The sequence below is a fragment of the Paenibacillus sp. GM1FR genome, assembly GCF_002803315.1.
In the GTDB taxonomy this organism is placed as follows: domain Bacteria; phylum Bacillota; class Bacilli; order Paenibacillales; family Paenibacillaceae; genus Paenibacillus; species Paenibacillus amylolyticus.
The window spans coordinates 15,977-32,706 of the sequence record NZ_MKZL01000020.1 but is presented as its reverse complement, the minus strand read 5'-3'; the positions used below and the strand labels follow the sequence as shown (position 1 = coordinate 32,706).

The window sequence follows — 16,730 nt, the reverse complement described above, 5'->3', positions numbered from 1 at the left end:
GAACGTATGCCAACACAGCAATTTTACCAGCTTACTTGCTGCTTGTACCTTCATCTGTAGTTGCATCTTTGTCTGTTCCAGTCGTACCTTGGTCAGTCTTGGTATCCGTACCTGTGGAGTCATCCGTTTTTGGTTCGGTTGTTTTTTCTCCTTCAGTTCCTGTACCCGTAGTGCCTTCAGTTGTGCCTTCAGTCTTACCTTCTTCAGCTTTTTCTGTTTTTGGCAGTTTAACTTCTTTTACAATTTTGTCCAATTCATTTTGCATGAACGTATCGATTTCGGCTGCAGCCAATTGGCTCTTCAGACTTTCTTTTTGTTCAGCCGTCAATTTGGCAAAGTCAGCTTCTGTACGAGCTTCCACTTTCATGACGTGGTAACCGTACTCCGTCTCTACTGGATCACTGATTTTGTTCAGTGGCAACGTTTTTGCAGCTTCCTTAAATGCCTCTACCCAGCTGCCTACAGGTGTATTTTCATACAGTCCACCCTTTTCAGCAGAACCTGGATCTTCGGAATATTTTTTTGCAATCTCAGCAAAATCAGCTCCGCCATCCAACTTGGTTTTTACTTCTTTTGCAATTTTAAGTGCATCTTCTTTTTTACGCTCTTTTTGCGTTTTTGGATCTGTGAAGTTAATCAGCACGTGACGAACGGAAGCCGTTGTGAACTGATCTTTGTTTTTCTCAAACTCAGCCTTGATTGCATCGTCCGTAACGCCTGTTTCTTTATCTTTGATTACTGTCATGATCCGAGTCATGTAGTCTTTAATGTTGTCGTCAGTCAGTTTCTGAGCTTTGAGCATTTCTGTCCATTGATCTGCCTGAACAGAAGCTTTCATTTTATCGAATTGCTCAGTTGCCGCTTTTGTACCTGCTGTTTTGGCTTCTTCACTTGCTTTGCCACTCAGATATTCATAAGCAACTTCCTGTTTCACCAGATACTCTTTGAAATCGTCCATATCCATCATTTGTGCATACTCCGGATAGAGGAATTTCATGACACGTTGCTCCATGTCGAATTCATTGGCTGTAATAGTACCACCATCATACGTAGCGACTACAGCACTTGTATCCGTCGATTCAGGTGTTTTTGCTTCTTCCTTCTTGCCACATGCAGCAAGCAGTGATAAGGATAGTACTGCGACCATGCTCACAGACAGTACTTTTCCTACTTTTTTATACTTTGGTAACATCCTTTAGTTCCCCCTTTGATTTAAAAGCAGTTTTCATGGACTCCAGAATTTTCTCTACCAGCTCCATCAGTTGCTTATCCCCAAGCCCCTTGCCTTTTGCGTGAATCAGCATATGGGGTCCTTGTTCAAATTGTACACGTCTTTCGAACTGATTTCCAATGTGCGCGATTTTCGAGAGTTCAAAGGCATGTTCACGCCCTTCATAGAACTTCACGGTAATGTCCTCACCACGTTGGGAAATGGACTCAATACCGTAGATTTTGCCGTATACTTTCATCCGCGCAACAGCCAGCAAGTTAATGACGGCTTCCGGAAGATCACCGAATCGGTCAACCAATTCGTCTTCCAATTCCATCGCATCGTCGAAAGATGCAATGACCGCCACTTTTTTGTAGATCTCAATCTTCTGAATACTGTCATAGATATAATCGGACGGCAAGTAGGCATCGATACTGAGATCCAGCGTTGTATTCCACTGGTCTGAAGGTACCGGCTCCTCGCCAAGCATCGTAACTTTGCGTTTGTTGATCTCCTCCGCAAGCATCTGGGAATACAGATCAAACCCGACGGAAGCGATGAAACCATGCTGCTCCGCTCCTAGCAGATTTCCCGCACCACGAATCGACAAGTCACGCATGGCGATTTTGAATCCTGAACCCAGTTCGGTAAATTCTTTGATTGATTGCAGACGTTTCTCAGCAACTTCAGTAAGCACTTTATCCCGTTGGTACGTAAAATAGGCATACGCAATACGGTTGGAACGACCTACACGTCCGCGCAGTTGATACAGCTGGGAGAGTCCCATTTTATCCGCATCATGTACGATCAGTGTATTTACGTTCGGAATATCTACCCCGGTCTCGATGATACTTGTGCTCACAAGCACGTCATATTCACCATCCAGGAAGTCCAGAATCGTTTTCTCCAGCTCTGTTTCCGACATCTGACCATGTCCTACACCAACTTTGGCTTCAGGCACAAGTTCAGAAATTTCGGCTGCCATCTCCTGGATTCCCTGAACACGGTTGTAGAGGTAATACACTTGCCCACCACGGGCAAGCTCACGCTCAATGGCTTCACGCACAAGCGCCTGGCTGTGTTCAACCACATAGGTCTGCACCGGGAAACGATTCTCTGGTGGAGTCTCAATAACGGACAGATCACGCACACCCAGCATGGACATATGAAGCGTACGCGGAATCGGCGTTGCCGTCAGTGTCAGCACGTCTACATTGGTTTTCAGCTTCTTCAGTTTTTCCTTATGGGTTACACCGAAGCGCTGTTCTTCATCAACAATGAGCAGTCCCAGGTCCTTGAACACCAGATCCTGCGACAGCAATCGATGTGTCCCGATGACAATATCCACTGTACCTGCCTTGATGCCTTTCGCTGTTTCATTCTGCTCTTTACGGGAGCGGAACCGGCTAAGCACATGAATGTTGAACGGATAACCGGAGAAGCGCTCACGGAACGTCTCAAAATGCTGCTGTGCCAAAATAGTTGTTGGCACGAGGACAGCCACCTGTTTGCCTTCAATAGCTGCTTTAAATGCAGCCCGAATAGCCACCTCGGTTTTGCCGTAACCAACATCCCCACACAATAAACGATCCATTGGACGGTTTTGTTCCATGTCCTTTTTGATTTCTTCGATCGCACGTACCTGATCACGTGTCTCATCGTAAGGGAACATGTCCTCAAACTCCTGCTGCTCCGCAGAATCCTTGTCGAATCCAAACCCTTTGGAGGTCTGACGCTCTGCATACAGCTTAATTAGATCATCAGCAATATCTTGTACAGATGTGCGGACTTTATTTTTAACCCGTGTCCACTCATTGCCGCCCAGCTTGTATATTTTCGGTTCTTTCTCTTCGGAACCAACATATTTCTGAATCAGATCGATCTGCTCAATAGGTACAGACAGTTTGTCTCCACCCGCATAGAGAATATGCATGTAGTCCTTATGAATACCGCCAACTTCGAGGGTGCCGATCCCCAGGTACTTACCAATCCCGTGGTTCTGGTGAACGACATAATCGCCCACTTTTAGCTCGCTATAGGATTTGATCCGTTCAGCATTATCTACATTCCGAATCGGTTTGCGTACTTTACGCTGTTTTTGCGAGAACATCTCACCCTCGGTCACAACAGCCAAATGAATGGATGGCATTTCAAATCCCGTTTGCAAATTACCGATCATCATCTCTGGTTCTGGAATATCATAGTCCATCAGTACCCGGCGCATCCGCTCGAGTCGCTCCTCACCGTTCGCCAGCATGAGCACTTTGACTCCGGCCTTCTGCCAACGCTCCATCTCTGCCTTCAGTACGTTCATCTGTCCATGGAAATCCTGCATGCCACGACTGATGAAGTTCAGAATGTTTTGTGGTTGAGTGTGTGGAACTTGGCGCAAAAAGATCGACATAAACAGCGTCTGGAATGGACGCTCATACAAGAGTTCATCACCGTCTGCGGATAATGGAAGATCCGGAAGTGTTTTTCCGTTTTGCATCAAATGCAGGTTCCACTCTGATTCATCACGGTCCAGCTGTTTCGATGTCTCCGATAGTCTGGCAGGCTCATCAAGAACCAGCAGGGTATCTTCTGGCATATAGTCATAGATCGTTTTGTTCTCCGGATAGAGCGGAGAAATATATTTATACATTTCGGAGAAATACACGTGTTCCCGCAAAAGCTCGATCTCCCGGTGAATTTCCTCACGAAGACGCAGCTTCGCCTGCCGGTCCGTCATTTTCTCCAGCTGTTGCTCCAGCAAAAGAGCAGCCGCATCGGCAGCCTTTTCCATACGTTCACGATCTGCAATTAACTCCTTGCATGGTAAAACCGTAATTTCTTCAATCCGTTCAATCGAACGCTGATCCGCTGGATCAAATGTCCGAATGGAGTCGATCTCATCATCAAATAACTCCACCCGATATGCGATCGATGAAGTAACCGGATAGAAGTCGATGATACCTCCGCGTACACTCATCTCACCACGAGATTCCACGCGTTCCACACGCTCGTATCCGAGCTTTACCATCTCCAGTAGGAAGGAGTCCAGTTGAAGTGTGTTACCCTGTTTGATCAAAATTCGAGCATTGGCCATCACTTCCGGAAGCGGAACATAACGTCTTACCCCGGAAAAAGGAATAACAACAACGCCCCTGAATCCCTGGGCGCAACGGACCAACACATCAATACGCTGACCCAATGTTTCCGGGCTGGAAACAGCAGCTTCCGCAGCGACAAGTTCGTTGGCAGGATAGATTAACACCTGATCAGGTGAAAGCGCTTCCTGTAAATCTTCTGCAATTTTTTGAGCTGAAAACATATTATGTGTTACTACGAGCAATGGTCGGTTCATTTCCTGATGCAAGGTAGCCAGCATAATCTGACGCGCCGAGCCGGATAAACCCGAAACCAATTGTTCCTTCATGCCGGACTTGATTCCGGCTGTAATGGATCCGAAGTCCGGATCTTTGGAAAAAGCCTGTATAAGTGCTTGTAACAAAAGGGGCACCTCTCTTATAACTTACTTGATTATCTCACGCATACGCGTAGCATCACTATTAAAATGGATACAAATTCCTTTTTGTCCTGTTTCATCATATCGGATTACTCGCAACATTGCCACATCTGTTGATGCGGCTGAGCCTGATTTCGAGATAGCCATGACTTTCATGCCAACTGAAAAGAAGCCTCAGCAGGCTGCCAAGGCTATAAAAGGTGGAGCGTTATTACGCAACCGCCCTCAACTGTCATTCGATCCTGTACAGGCGATGTCTACTGAAGCGGACTCGCGAGCAGGCTAAGCTCCGGATTGTGCTCCAGGGCTTCCTTACAGTAATCACATGTAATCCGAACGGTAATGTCACCACCGGAATTATACGCTATTATATCCCTCCGCTCGTCGGGGGTCAAGAAATGAAAGCCGAGCTCTACTTCCGTTATCCGGGCAGAATCGATTCGTCCAATAAAGGTACGGCAATGCCTACATACGTAATTCACTGACATGTTTATGCCTCCTGAACATGGTTTATACATCCAGTATGTCCAGTATGGCTGAATCGAACCCGTCTTTATGATCATTTTACCAGTATGTCTTACAAAATTAACCGTTAAACTTCGCCATTGTTTGTTCAAACGTATGAGTCAAGCTATGCTCCAGGGCATCACATGTTTGCTCAATGGTCTGATCAAGGGCTTCCTTTTCTTTCTTCATAAATGTCGACAGTACATAATCAACAATGGCATGTCCTGGTTCAGGCCGGGATATTCCCATGCGCACCCGGTTAAACTGCTGTGTACCGGTATGCTGAATAATGGACTTGATTCCATTATGTCCGCCTGCACTACCTTGGTAACGCAATCTGACTTTGCCAATCTCTGTATCCATGTCGTCGTACACTACAATCAGGTCTTCAAGACTAACTTTATAAAAGTCCATATATGCTCGAACCGATTCACCAGACAAGTTCATATAGGTCATTGGTTTGATCAGTACAGTTTTCACACCGCCAATATTGCCTTCTCCAATCAGCGCTTTACATTTATTCTGTGTAATGGAGATATTATGACGATCAGCCAACCGATCCAGTGCCATAAAACCGATATTATGACGGGTTTTGGCATAGTTCGAGCCTGGATTTCCAAGTCCGACAATCCACTTCATCTTGTTCCCTCCTTCGGATTAGCCTGAGGTGAGGCATAGACTTCGAATCTTATATTTCATATAATATCAAGAAAGTAAAGATCGATTTACTGTAGTGTTCACAGTTAATATTTTATCGACCCAGGAAGGTGAGCGGGTTTTGCGCGAAGACAATGGACAACTGACTCAACATAGCGATTTTATCTATCATCTCGAATATCACGTACCTGTACAGGTATACGACCGCGACACCCATATTGAGATTGGTCTAATCACACGTTTCGATAATCAATTCGTCGAAATTGCCGACACGCTTTTTCATCGGCGTCGTTTCCGATTTATCTCCCGCCCCGGGTATTAGCTGACCAGCGTCTGTTTCACTTTTAATAAAACGGCACGCCGACAGGGGTTACATTTTCCATTGAACCGGAAAACGTAACCCCTCTACTACTTTATGCAGACATCCTTATTCAATTTCAAACAGCTTGCTGATTGACAATTCCTCATGAACCCGGATAATCGCTTCTCCGAGCAAAGGCGCTACAGACAACACTTTGAGTTTGCTTGTCGGATTAGCATGCGTAATTGGAATAGTATCCGTTACGATGACTTCCTTCAATGGTGCATTCTCCAAACGTTCCATCGCAGGTCCGGACAATACCGGGTGAGTACAGCACGCGTATACTTCTTTTACGCCGCCTTCCATCAGAGCATTCGCTCCCAGTACAATCGTTCCCGCCGTGTCAATAATGTCATCGATCAGGATAGCTGTTTTACCCTCGATGTTACCGATAATGTTCATCACTTCGCTCACATTTGGCTCAGGACGACGTTTATCGATAATCGCCAGGGGTGCATTCAGGAAATCAGCCAGTTTACGTGCGCGCACTACGCCACCGTGGTCAGGCGACACAACAACCGGATTTTCGATCTGTTTCGACCGGAAATATTGAGCCAGAATTGGCACGCCAAGCAAATGGTCGACTGGAATGTCGAAGAATCCCTGGATCTGCATTGCATGCAAGTCCATCGCGATGACACGGGTTGCACCCGCTTTTTCAATCAGGTTAGCAACCAGTTTCGCTGTAATTGGGTCACGTGAACGTGCCTTGCGATCCTGTCTTGCATAGCCATAGTAAGGAATAACGACGTTAATCGTCTTGGCAGATGCCCGTTTGAGTGCATCAATCATAACGAGCATTTCCATCAGGTTATCATTAACCGGCAAGCAAGTGGACTGCACGATATAAACGTGACAACCCCGAACACTCTCGGAGAGTTTCACTTGAATCTCGCCATCACTAAAGCTGGTTGTGTGAGATTCACCCATAGGGATCCCGATATAATCAGCAATTTGATGGGCGAGCTTGGGGTTAGAATTGCAAGTAAATATTTTTAATTTCGAATCAAAATAAGTCATAAAATAAAAACCCTCCGTGCTGGTTCATTGGAATCAATAAGCGTCTGCGACATGTCGGCACCTCCCCGATCTTCGGGAGGCAATCTTGTTATCAAAACCCCTTATTGGGGTTTGGCATTTTGTTTCTTGGCTTTGGCACGTCCGCGAATCTTCTCCGCATAACCAGGTTTATTCTCCTGACGTGGACGAGCAATGGCCAGATCATTCTCGGGAACGGAATGGGTAACGGTGGAGCCAGCAACCACATAAGCGCCTTTTCCTACCGTAATCGGTGCAATCAGATTAACGTTGCTGCCTACAAAAGCATCATCTTCAATCGTTGTCACAGCTTTATTATAACCATCATAATTGACAGTTATTGCCCCGCATCCAACATTTACGTTTTTCCCTACTTTGGCATCCCCAATATAGCTGAGATGAGATACTTTGGAACCTTCATCAATTGTAGCATTTTTCACTTCAACAAAGTCACCAATTTTTACGTTGCGACCCAGTTTAGTCCCTGGACGCAAATTAGCAAATGGACCTACCGTTGCATCAGAACCAACCTCGGCATTGGATACTACCGAATGTTTAATCGTAACTCCGTCCTGAATAACGCTGTCTTCCACATCTGCCTGAGGACCAATATGACATGCTTCACCAATGGAAGTTGTGCCTTTGAGGATCGTCCCCGGATACAGAACTGTATCTGATCCAATCGTAACATCCGCTCCGATATATGTCGATGACGGATCAATGATTGTCACACCGTTCAACATATGGCGTACGGCAAGACGTTCACGCATGAAGGCTTCGGCTTGCGAAAGTGCAAGTCGGTCGTTAACCCCGATGGATTCTGCGATGTCATCCGACATGTAAGCTTCAATCACTTCTCCATCATTGCGGAAAATGCCAACTACGTCTGTGAGATAATACTCTCCCTGAGCGTTCTGGTTCGTCACTTTTTCCAAGGCAGCGAACAATTTTGCATTATCGAAACAGTATGTGCCTGTGTTAATCTCATTCACAGCATCTTCCTGCTCTGTGCAATCCTTTTGTTCCACAATCCGTTGTACAGATCCATCTTCTCCGCGAATGACGCGGCCATAACCTTTGGGATTGTCCAACTGAGCCGTAAGAACTGTGGCTGCTGCTCCGCTGCTCTCATGCAACTTCATCAGACCTTCCAACGTCTCACTGGTCACAAGTGGTGTATCTCCGCAGACCACAATCGTAGAGCCAGTTTCACCGCCAAGCAAGGATTTAACCTGCTTCACTGCATGACCTGTACCCAGTTGTTCCACCTGAAGTGCATACTCCGCTCTGGAACCCAAAAATGACTGCACCGCTTCGGCACCATGACCGACTACAACTACACTGCGTTCAACGCCTGCGCTGAGTGCTGCATCCAGCACATGTCCAACCATAGGTTTACCGCATACGGGATGCAGTACTTTGTACAATTTTGATTTCATTCGTTTTCCTTGCCCTGCGGCAAGAACGATTGCCATTCGTTTCAAAATTAACGACCTCCTGTTCTGAAAATCCCATTGAAATGCATTGCTGATATATATCCAATGAGTATCGTTCAGCCGGCTTCAAGCCGGTCCTGTTCATCGCCTGCTGTCTCTGTAATCACACGTAACAACGCGGACACCAACGAATCGTGACCTATATGTATACGCCGTGTACCTGCGAGCTTAACCGAATCCCAATAATTCCTAAGATGCCGCCCTGCCACCAAGCGCACGATGCGCTTTTTGTTCTCTGCTAATAAACTCAATACTGAATATATCTTATTCCGGTCAAAAAGAAAAGAGAGCCATAAGACATGGCTCTCTTTTCCTTCGAACCCCAATAATGTTCTCAGGCACCTTCTTCAATGACTTCTTCCTCAGTTGCCGCACGATCGTATTCAGTCAAAACTGCTGCCTGAATCTTCTCACGCGTACCGGAAGAGATCGGGTGGGCGATATCACGGAACTCTCCATCAGGAGTACGTTTGCTCGGCATAGCAACAAACATTCCGTTGTTACCATCAATGACACGAATGTCATGAACGACGAATTCGTTATCGATGGTAATGGATGCGATAGCCTTCATTCTCCCCTCCGAGTTAACACGGCGGAGTCTGACATCCGTAATTTGCATGTGTGTGTTCACCACCTTTTTCCATCAGAACTTGGTGTATAATTCCACACAGCATATACGAACTCCTTCTTTTTATAACCACAAAAATTTCCTAATTTCAGGAATTTTTTTATTTAATACACAATTCGACAACGTTCATGCCAGGTCGATGGAAAAGACCTTTTAACGACATAACATTCGTCATCTTTCTACAGGTCAAAATAGTTGCCAGGCTTGACGGAAATCTGTCTGCTCTTGGCATCAACCGCTGTCAGTTTCGCCAGAGATACGTAATCTGTTAACAGGCGTTCTTCTGAATCTACAGAACCAGATTCCACCAGTACCCCTACCCCGGCAACTGTAGCATTAAACTCGGCCAAAAGATCGATCATTCCTTGCACCGTACCCCCGGCCTTCATGAAGTCATCCACAATAAGTACTCTGGAATGCTCACGCATCGCCCTGCGGGACAGGGACATGGTATGCAGACTTTTGTGGGACCCGGATACATAATTGATACTTACGGCCGATCCTTCTGTAGCCTGATGGTCCCTGCGTACGAGCACGACAGGCAGGTTGAGCTGGGCTCCGGTCGCATAAGCCAATGGAATTCCTTTGGTTTCTACCGTCATAACCACATCAATATTCATATTGCCAAAGGCCGTTGCAAAAATCTTGCCGGCTTCATTCATCAATGCGGGCTGACCAAGCAAGTCGGACATGTACAGGTATTCTCCAGGCAAGATCCGATCAGGTTGCGCGAGCTGGGTCGAGAGCCGCTCCGCAAATGCCAATGCCAGTTCTCGGGATACCTTCGGAATCCATCTTACTCCCCCGGCTGCTCCAGCCAGTGTATGCAGTTCTCCTGACCCACCTTCTTCGAACACTTCCTTGATAATCGCCAAATCTTCACTAATTGAAGACTTTGCGGCACCATAACGTTCTGCAAATGTGGTCAACGGAATAACCGTATGCGGTCTGGACAATAAGTATTGCGTCATTTCAACCAGCCTTGCGCTTCGTTTTAACTTCTTCACAGAGATCCATCCTCACGATCACGGAAACATCCAAATCCGAATAATTATTTAAGAATATAACACCTTTATACGTGTTTGTACATTATAAAAGCGAATTTCACGTCAACATACGCACAGCGTAAACTTCTTTACAGAACCCACGCAGACCATTGTATATCCGGGCAACCTTGGATTCTTTGGAAACCAGGCCAAATACCGTTGGACCGCTACCAGACATTAACACGCCGTCTGCACCCAATCGAATCATGGCATCCTTCAGATGCTGAACTTCCGGATACAGCTTCAACGTTACATCTTCAAGCACATTGCCCATCTGGTCACAGACTTCCGTAAATGATTGATTGCGTATAGCCTGCTCCATTTTAGTTGCACTCGGATGACGAACAATCTTGTCACTGCGGAACCTTCCGTACACATCAGCTGTAGACACATTAATCGGAGGCTTGGCCAGAATTACCCAGCACTGCGGCGGATTAGGAATGGGAGTTAACTTCTCACCACGGCCTGTAGCGAGTGCAGTCCCTCCTGTGATACAGAATGGAACATCCGACCCAAGTTCAGCCCCAAGCTCCTGAAGTTCGTGATCCGGTATATTCAACCGCCATAGACGGTTCAATCCACGCAGCGTTGCTGCTGCATCACTGCTGCCGCCGGCAAGTCCGGCGGCAACTGGAATCTTTTTATCCAGATGAATATGGACACCCGTACGCACGTTATAGCGCTCCTTAATAAGTCTGGCTGCCTGAAAAGCCAGATTCTTCTCGTCGAGCGGGATATAACCCGCCTGACTGGAGATGAAAATAGTATCTCGCGGCAGCTCCGACATTTCCAGCCGATCAGCCAGATCGACCATGGTCATGATCATTTCAACTTCATGGAATCCATCGCTTCTTTTATGTAAAACGTCCAGCATCAAATTAATTTTAGCAGGCGCTTTTTCGTAAATTTTCAAGGCGTTCACCCGTCCTCACCTTTTCCCTAAGACAACTTAACATATTATATCAAAATGGGGCTGTCAAGTCATTTGTATTCCGCATCTAAGGGGAAAAAGCGGGGTTGTTCCTGACGGATTTCCCCGCTTTTCAGTCTGCTTGAAACGGATTAAGATTTGCGCGCAGCCTGTTCAGCAAGTTGAATTGCACGTTTTACCATGTTTCCTGCATCCTTGGCTTTAATTCCGCCCCAGCCTTCCTGTTGCACAGTATCATAGAAGCCCAGATCTTTCGCGAGCTCATTCTTCAGATCCTCTGACATGACACTTCTTCTTCTGCGACTCATGAACCATCCTCCTCCAAAGTATCCTTCATAATGTGATGAGTTCGTTGTTCGTTCACGTTTTGGACATTTTGTCACCAGGCCATATTCAGTTTCCTACATTGCTTAAGAAACTGTCCCTTCACCTGTCCATATAGTATGCCGCGACCGTTCCTCGCTCATTCCTGAGTATGTATGGGTTACGTTAGAGGGAGAATTGGTGTTTAAAGAAAACAAAAAAGCGATCCGCCTTGTGGGGCGAATCGCCTGTAAATCGATACTTACGTCTCCATATAGGAGCTATGCGTCTGGCTGCCCGGGTCATAAACCATGACTTCCACCGATTCCGTAAGTATATCCGCATAACTATAAGATACTCGCTTGAAGGTTTCTTGCTCCTCATCAAGCTTAACAATAAAAACAGAAGGGTACGTTTCTTCCAATACACCCGTACGCTCAATGGTCTTACGGCGGCCACCATTAGCCCGCAACATAATTTTCTGACCAATATGTGCATCGAGATTGCGTTTGATATCCAACAGCGTGTTTTTAGCCATTGTCGACGACCACCTCTTTTCTTGTCCATTATACCGGATTTTACAGTCATTGTCAAATCAAAACTAATTATTATATCAGCATCAAAAAGTTGTTGTCAATGAATTTTTTTGCAAACAAAAAAAGCCCCAAATTGGGACTTTAAATGGCCTACATCAGACTGCCGACGGGTTCACTTTTAGCGTAGATAAATCATTCAGCCCAGGCAGACCTACCCGGTAACTCCCCCGTGTCTCGACACCACCCACACCCTGGCTACCACTGATGGTATTGTGCAGAACATCACTCATGTTGACCGTATCGCGCACAGAGGTAAAGGAGGCCTTGGCTGCCACATAGACCGGATCAAGTGCATGAATGAGAATTCTGCCTGGGGAACTGGCAAAGTTCGCTCCAGCGCGCAGCAGTGCCTCAAAATGGGACTGACAGGCTCCTGCCACAATAGTGAGTGCGTCCAGATGGCGTTCATATTGTCTGGCCACCTGAATGGCCGATACAAAATTTTGCGAATTCTTGTAGCTACCAAGACTATATAAGTCATAGGGCTGACGTGTCTTTAGCACCCCATCATGACCCGTAATAACTACGATATCCGGACGTACTTTGGGTAATAAGCGGTATAAGGTATCTGCCATTGCCGATTCATGGACATACTGTCCCTCTGCGGGCACACGAAGTTGCTCATAGAGATCCATACTTTTTTTCAAATAGTTCGGATCTCCATCCAGATGAAGCACCTTTCCAGGCATTTCAAAATAAGCTGGTTCCTGCTGGGCAGACCAATCCTGTACCAGACCTTCACGATTCCGCTCAGCCTGTTCCATACGATTCTGCTGCAGACGGGACAGGGTCTGATGTGCTTTAATATGCGCCTGTCTGGTCTTGGCGCTTTGTGGTTCGTAGGGAACCTGTATCAAATCGTCCACCGGGGAATCGGCAATCAGCCGGAACTCAGTCCCTTTAATGACCGCAGCATCCAACTGGAGGCCTTCCACCCGAAAAGTCACATCGCCGCCGTATGACTTCCGAACGACCAAGTCTCCGATATTCATCAACGTAATCACCTCTACCCCATCGTATGGGCAGAGACCCGGTTTGGTTCATTCAAATTTTACAGCGCTGCACGTACCCCTGCTTCCCACATTACGGTGCTGAGTGTGGCATACTCTTGCAGACTCAACGTCTCTCCACGCCGGGACGGTTGAATACCTGCCTGCTCCAGCAGAATGTCTGCCTGTTCCCGGTTCTCCTTTGTGAAGAAACGTGCCTTCAAGTTGTTTGAGATTGTTTTTCTCCGCTGGGCAAAAGAAGCCTGTACCACTTCGAAGTAGTGTGCTTCATCCGGAATCTCCACTGGCGGCTGCTCACGCACTTTCAGCTTAATGACAGCTGATTCCACATTAGGTTGCGGAATGAAGACCGTAGGAGGCACAATACACACAAGTTCCGGCATACTGTAGTACTGAACTGCGATGCTTAGACTACCGTAGTCTTTTGATCCTGGTGCAGCAGCCATGCGTTCAGCCACTTCTTTTTGGATCATGACAACAATGCTGTCTACCGGCAGCTTCTCTTCCAGCAGTTTCATCATGATTGGAGTCGTTACATAATAAGGCAGGTTAGCTACGACACTGACTTTGTCCACGGATGCAAAATCCGTATTAAACAACTCAGCCAGATCAAGCTTCAACACATCCCCATGATGAACACGTACATTCGAATAAGGCTGCATCACTTCTCCCAGGATTGGGATCAAGCGCTGGTCAATCTCTACGGCTGTGACGGGACCGGCTACCCGAGCCAGTCGCTCCGTGAGGGCTCCAATACCCGGCCCGATCTCCAGTGCGCCCTTGGACTCGTCCAGATCGGCTGCATTAACGATTTTGTTCAGTATATTTTGATCGATCAGAAAGTTCTGACCCAGACTTTTCTTAAATGAGAATCCGTGTCTTTGAATAATCTCTTTCGTACGCTTGGGCGTTGCAATTTCAATCGTCTCTTCCATGTTCTTCATATGCTCACAATCCTTCACGTTCAATTTGCGCTAATGCTGTAGAGAATTCTTCCCGTGTAATCTGAAATACACTGAGACGTTTGTGGAACTGCTTCCCGTTACAATAACCGATGCCCAGCAGATTGCCCATCTCCATGCGACGTGCAGCAGCCTGCGGATGCACGATAAGTCCTGCCGCGATCAGGTCCTCCCAATCGATCAGGCTCGGAGCACCTTCGTATGAAGTATGTACGCGCGCCAGAGCATGACGGATCGCCTCTGGTGAGGCATTCTCCACCCCAATGTCCCCTTTGCGCGTTGCATCGGCTTCCGGAATGAAGGCATGCTTGCAGCCTGGCACCTTGTTCGCAATAATTTTTCGAATGCGTTCGCCAGCATGATCCGGATCTGTCAGTACAATGACTCCCCGTCTCTCCTGAGCAAGCGCAATCCGCTTCAGAATGCGTTGGTTGATGGCTGATCCACCTGTTTCTATGGTATCGGCCTCCACGGCCCGACGGATAGCTACCGTATCGTCACGGCCTTCCACCACAATGACTTCTTTTATCATGTTCCATTTCTTCCTTTCTAACGCAAAAAGAAGAGGAATATCCTCTTCTCTGCCAAACGGCGGGGGAGACTGAATTCAGACTCCTCCGCCGCATATTCCGCATGAATCATTCATGCAACTATTTTATAGCATTCCCATTTCAAAGTAAAACGATTTTAGTTCGCTTCCGGCTTCACCGGACCGATCACGTAGACCGTCTTGCCTTTCTTACGTCCAAAATTCAGGGCATGCTTCACACTGTCATAATACACATCAATTTTGTTGCCTTTAATGGCACCGCCTGTATCTTCCGCACGACGGAATCCCAGACCTTCGATATATACCCACCAGCCAATTGGAATGACTTTGGGATCAACCGCAATGGTGCGTCCTTCCGTTACACGAGTACCGGAAGCTGTTTTAGTTCCAATGCCAGGCTCTTCGGAAGAGTAGGCAGTCATGGATACATTTTTAAGTACTTTGGAGTATTTAAAAGAAGTCCCGGATACGGTAATCACTTTGCTGCCCGAGGCAGATGTTTTCTTCGAGTTCGTTGTTGTAGCCTTTTTGGTTGTTGACGTTTGAGCCGATACGGTCTGAATCTCAGGTTCTTTCACGACCGGTTTTGCTTTGGTGCCGACAGCGATCACTTTATCTACACGATTATTCGCGACAGATTTGCCGACCATTTTTTTGGAGACCAATTCTCCATCCTGAAATACCTTTTCGATATGCTGTACAATTGTGCCTTCTTTGCCGTTCACAACGACACGGTTATCCCCTTTGTACAAGCTAGGGTCAGCCGTTTTAATGACTTTGTAAGCGATCGGTTGCTCTACGTCCACTGTACGCTTTGTTACGCGCACTACACGGATCTTCATCTCCGCTTTGATCGCAGTTCCAAGCGCCGGATACACTTTATCATTACTTTCAACTTGAATACCTGATTTTTGAATTGCATCTTCTACCGATGAATCGGTTGTATACAGAGTCTTGGTGTCTCCGTCTGCCGTAATGTTAACTGGAACGGCCCGCTCAATAACGATTCGGTCTCCATCTGTTAACGCCCCATTCATGGACATGGATACCTTATCGTGAGGGCTGACTGTGATCGACTGCTCCTCCAGCATTTCCTGAAGCATTCCTGTACGAGTCTCTACCACCTGAGCTTTGCCATCAATAACCAGTGAAATTTGTTTCCCGGCCTGACCGTAAACGACTAACAAGATCATGATTGTAAGCGCAATTGAGAAAATCGCGATCAATGCCATTTGACGCATGTTCTCATGCTTCCACCGCAACGCGAAAGACTTACTGGATGATCGTGACTCATGGGTCTCTTCTGGTTGGAATGTGCCCACTTCTCCGTCCTCCTTCATAGCCTCGCCGTCTAAAGTAATGCATGATGTCTTTGACGTGACTATACCAAATTTTCTACAGAACACAGATTGGACCAACATAATCCGGTTCTGCACCATGAATCAATCTTCGCAACATGATGTCATCCTCCTGAATACCTACCGTATGATGACAATATTTCTTTTATTCAAAAACAAAAAAGCCAAAGAAAGAGTGTAAGAGGAACTCTTTCGTGGCTTCCGAATGATTTTGAATATCGGAAATTCATGCACGAGGTTGCCTCTCTTTTTCCGCTTGCGAGGTTAGCTGTCGGGTTCGGGCGAAAGAGAGCCGCCCTATCTTGGGTCACCCGCTCATGGCGGACGCCCTTGAATTCACCCCGAGACCCAAAGAAGAAATCAAATACGGCTTCGCAGTTCCCTTCGCTGCTTTTGGGTCAGCGAACGTTGCGCATCGGCCAAATACACCGATGTTTAAGCCCTATTGGTTCCCCCGCTCTCCGTTAACGGAGACTCAGCGAGACTGATTCATGAAAGTAATGTTGTTTCATCGGAAAGTGTCCCTTTGTTCATCCCCCGAACATCTGTCCAGTTTTCCGCACAACAAT

18 protein-coding genes and 1 riboswitch are annotated in these 16,730 nt (G+C 46.8%); of the genes, 2 read left to right on the top strand and 16 right to left on the bottom strand.

What is annotated here, in order from left to right:
- Positions 1-31: 31 nt before the first annotated feature.
- Positions 32-1,192 carry a peptidylprolyl isomerase gene (locus PAEAM_RS15175; protein WP_036668467.1) on the bottom strand — a complete coding sequence of 387 codons (1,161 nt, stop codon included), beginning with the start codon at positions 1,190-1,192 and terminating at the stop codon, positions 32-34.
- On the bottom strand, positions 1,176-4,703 hold the full coding sequence (mfd, locus tag PAEAM_RS15170) for a transcription-repair coupling factor (protein ID WP_100528125.1): 3,528 nt from the start codon (positions 4,701-4,703) through the stop codon (positions 1,176-1,178). The genes PAEAM_RS15175 and mfd overlap by 17 nt, the downstream gene beginning before the upstream one ends.
- Before the next feature lie 169 nt (positions 4,704-4,872).
- On the opposite strand from mfd, the gene PAEAM_RS32490 reads away from it, so the two are divergent.
- Positions 4,873-5,004 (top strand): hypothetical protein, encoded by a 132-nt coding sequence (locus tag PAEAM_RS32490; RefSeq protein ID WP_279303092.1) that lies wholly within the window; start codon positions 4,873-4,875, stop codon positions 5,002-5,004.
- Here PAEAM_RS32490 and fin read toward each other — a convergent pair.
- Complete coding sequence (gene fin, locus PAEAM_RS15165; RefSeq protein ID WP_017691368.1) at positions 4,976-5,206, bottom strand: anti-sigma-F factor Fin; 231 nt, start codon at positions 5,204-5,206, stop codon at positions 4,976-4,978. The two genes, PAEAM_RS32490 and fin, sit on opposite strands and share 29 nt — an antisense overlap.
- Positions 5,207-5,303: 97 nt before the next feature.
- Positions 5,304-5,864 carry an aminoacyl-tRNA hydrolase gene (pth, locus tag PAEAM_RS15160; protein WP_036606126.1) on the bottom strand — a complete coding sequence of 187 codons (561 nt, stop codon included), beginning with the start codon at positions 5,862-5,864 and terminating at the stop codon, positions 5,304-5,306.
- Positions 5,865-6,003: 139 nt separating this feature from the next.
- Between pth and PAEAM_RS15155 the strand changes: the two genes are divergently transcribed.
- A complete protein-coding gene (locus PAEAM_RS15155; RefSeq protein ID WP_024633712.1) occupies positions 6,004-6,204 on the top strand; it encodes a hypothetical protein in 201 nt (66 codons plus the stop codon).
- A 105-nt stretch (positions 6,205-6,309) separates the two neighbouring features.
- Here PAEAM_RS15155 and PAEAM_RS15150 read toward each other — a convergent pair whose 3' ends face one another.
- The 12 genes from PAEAM_RS15150 to PAEAM_RS15095 all read right to left on the bottom strand — a co-directional run bounded on the left by PAEAM_RS15150 (position 6,310) and on the right by PAEAM_RS15095 (position 16,125).
- Positions 6,310-7,263, bottom strand: a complete 954-nt coding sequence (locus PAEAM_RS15150) for a ribose-phosphate diphosphokinase (RefSeq protein WP_017691370.1) — start codon at positions 7,261-7,263, stop codon at positions 6,310-6,312.
- Between the two features lie 101 nt (positions 7,264-7,364).
- Positions 7,365-8,765, bottom strand: coding sequence for a bifunctional UDP-N-acetylglucosamine diphosphorylase/glucosamine-1-phosphate N-acetyltransferase GlmU (gene glmU / locus PAEAM_RS15145; protein ID WP_100528124.1), 1,401 nt, complete (start codon positions 8,763-8,765; stop codon positions 7,365-7,367).
- A 68-nt stretch (positions 8,766-8,833) separates the two neighbouring features.
- Positions 8,834-9,028, bottom strand: a complete 195-nt coding sequence (locus PAEAM_RS15140; protein ID WP_133120450.1) for a hypothetical protein — start codon at positions 9,026-9,028, stop codon at positions 8,834-8,836.
- 83 nt (positions 9,029-9,111) lie between these two features.
- Positions 9,112-9,396 (bottom strand): septation regulator SpoVG, encoded by a 285-nt coding sequence (spoVG, locus tag PAEAM_RS15135; protein WP_017691372.1) that lies wholly within the window; start codon positions 9,394-9,396, stop codon positions 9,112-9,114.
- Between the two features lie 188 nt (positions 9,397-9,584).
- A complete protein-coding gene (purR, locus tag PAEAM_RS15130) occupies positions 9,585-10,412 on the bottom strand; it encodes a pur operon repressor (protein ID WP_017691373.1) in 828 nt (275 codons plus the stop codon).
- A gap of 97 nt (positions 10,413-10,509) precedes the next feature.
- Complete coding sequence (ispE, locus tag PAEAM_RS15125; RefSeq protein ID WP_036668482.1) at positions 10,510-11,364, bottom strand: 4-(cytidine 5'-diphospho)-2-C-methyl-D-erythritol kinase; 855 nt, start codon at positions 11,362-11,364, stop codon at positions 10,510-10,512.
- Between the two features lie 149 nt (positions 11,365-11,513).
- Positions 11,514-11,690, bottom strand: coding sequence for a small, acid-soluble spore protein, alpha/beta type (locus tag PAEAM_RS15120; protein WP_017691375.1), 177 nt, complete (start codon positions 11,688-11,690; stop codon positions 11,514-11,516).
- 257 nt (positions 11,691-11,947) lie between these two features.
- Positions 11,948-12,223 carry a biofilm formation stimulator Veg gene (veg, locus tag PAEAM_RS15115; RefSeq protein ID WP_017691376.1) on the bottom strand — a complete coding sequence of 92 codons (276 nt, stop codon included), beginning with the start codon at positions 12,221-12,223 and terminating at the stop codon, positions 11,948-11,950.
- Positions 12,224-12,376: 153 nt separating this feature from the next.
- Positions 12,377-13,273 (bottom strand): sporulation peptidase YabG, encoded by an 897-nt coding sequence (yabG, locus tag PAEAM_RS15110; protein ID WP_017691377.1) that lies wholly within the window; start codon positions 13,271-13,273, stop codon positions 12,377-12,379.
- Positions 13,274-13,332: 59 nt separating this feature from the next.
- Positions 13,333-14,235, bottom strand: coding sequence for a 16S rRNA (adenine(1518)-N(6)/adenine(1519)-N(6))-dimethyltransferase RsmA (gene rsmA / locus PAEAM_RS15105; RefSeq protein ID WP_100528122.1), 903 nt, complete (start codon positions 14,233-14,235; stop codon positions 13,333-13,335).
- Between the two features lie 4 nt (positions 14,236-14,239).
- Positions 14,240-14,785: a ribonuclease M5 gene (rnmV, locus tag PAEAM_RS15100; protein WP_017691379.1), complete on the bottom strand. Its 546-nt coding sequence runs from the start codon at positions 14,783-14,785 to the stop codon at positions 14,240-14,242.
- 155 nt (positions 14,786-14,940) lie between these two features.
- Entirely contained in the window at positions 14,941-16,125 is a 1,185-nt protein-coding gene (locus tag PAEAM_RS15095; protein ID WP_074092915.1) for a 3D domain-containing protein, read from the bottom strand.
- A 273-nt stretch (positions 16,126-16,398) separates the two neighbouring features.
- A riboswitch (cyclic di-AMP (ydaO/yuaA leader) is annotated at positions 16,399-16,652 on the bottom strand.
- Between the last annotated feature and the right edge of the window lie 78 nt (positions 16,653-16,730).

Bases quoted from the DNA above. Each gene is read 5' to 3' on its own strand.
- rnmV (WP_017691379.1), bottom strand. From the start codon at position 14,785: ATGATAAAAGAAGTCATTGTGGTGGAAGGCCGTGACGATACGGTAGCT.
- veg (WP_017691376.1), bottom strand. From the start codon at position 12,223: ATGGCTAAAAACACGCTGTTGGATATCAAACGCAATCTCGATGCACAT.
- yabG (WP_017691377.1), bottom strand. From the start codon at position 13,273: ATGAATATCGGAGACTTGGTCGTTCGGAAGTCATACGGCGGCGATGTG.
- PAEAM_RS15120 (WP_017691375.1), bottom strand. From the start codon at position 11,690: ATGAGTCGCAGAAGAAGAAGTGTCATGTCAGAGGATCTGAAGAATGAG.
- PAEAM_RS15150 (WP_017691370.1), bottom strand. From the start codon at position 7,263: ATGACTTATTTTGATTCGAAATTAAAAATATTTACTTGCAATTCTAAC.
- PAEAM_RS15175 (WP_036668467.1), bottom strand. From the start codon at position 1,192: ATGTTACCAAAGTATAAAAAAGTAGGAAAAGTACTGTCTGTGAGCATG.
- rsmA (WP_100528122.1), bottom strand. From the start codon at position 14,235: ATGAAGAACATGGAAGAGACGATTGAAATTGCAACGCCCAAGCGTACG.
- PAEAM_RS32490 (WP_279303092.1), top strand. From the start codon at position 4,873: ATGCCAACTGAAAAGAAGCCTCAGCAGGCTGCCAAGGCTATAAAAGGT.
- fin (WP_017691368.1), bottom strand. From the start codon at position 5,206: ATGTCAGTGAATTACGTATGTAGGCATTGCCGTACCTTTATTGGACGA.
- pth (WP_036606126.1), bottom strand. From the start codon at position 5,864: ATGAAGTGGATTGTCGGACTTGGAAATCCAGGCTCGAACTATGCCAAA.
- spoVG (WP_017691372.1), bottom strand. From the start codon at position 9,396: ATGCAAATTACGGATGTCAGACTCCGCCGTGTTAACTCGGAGGGGAGA.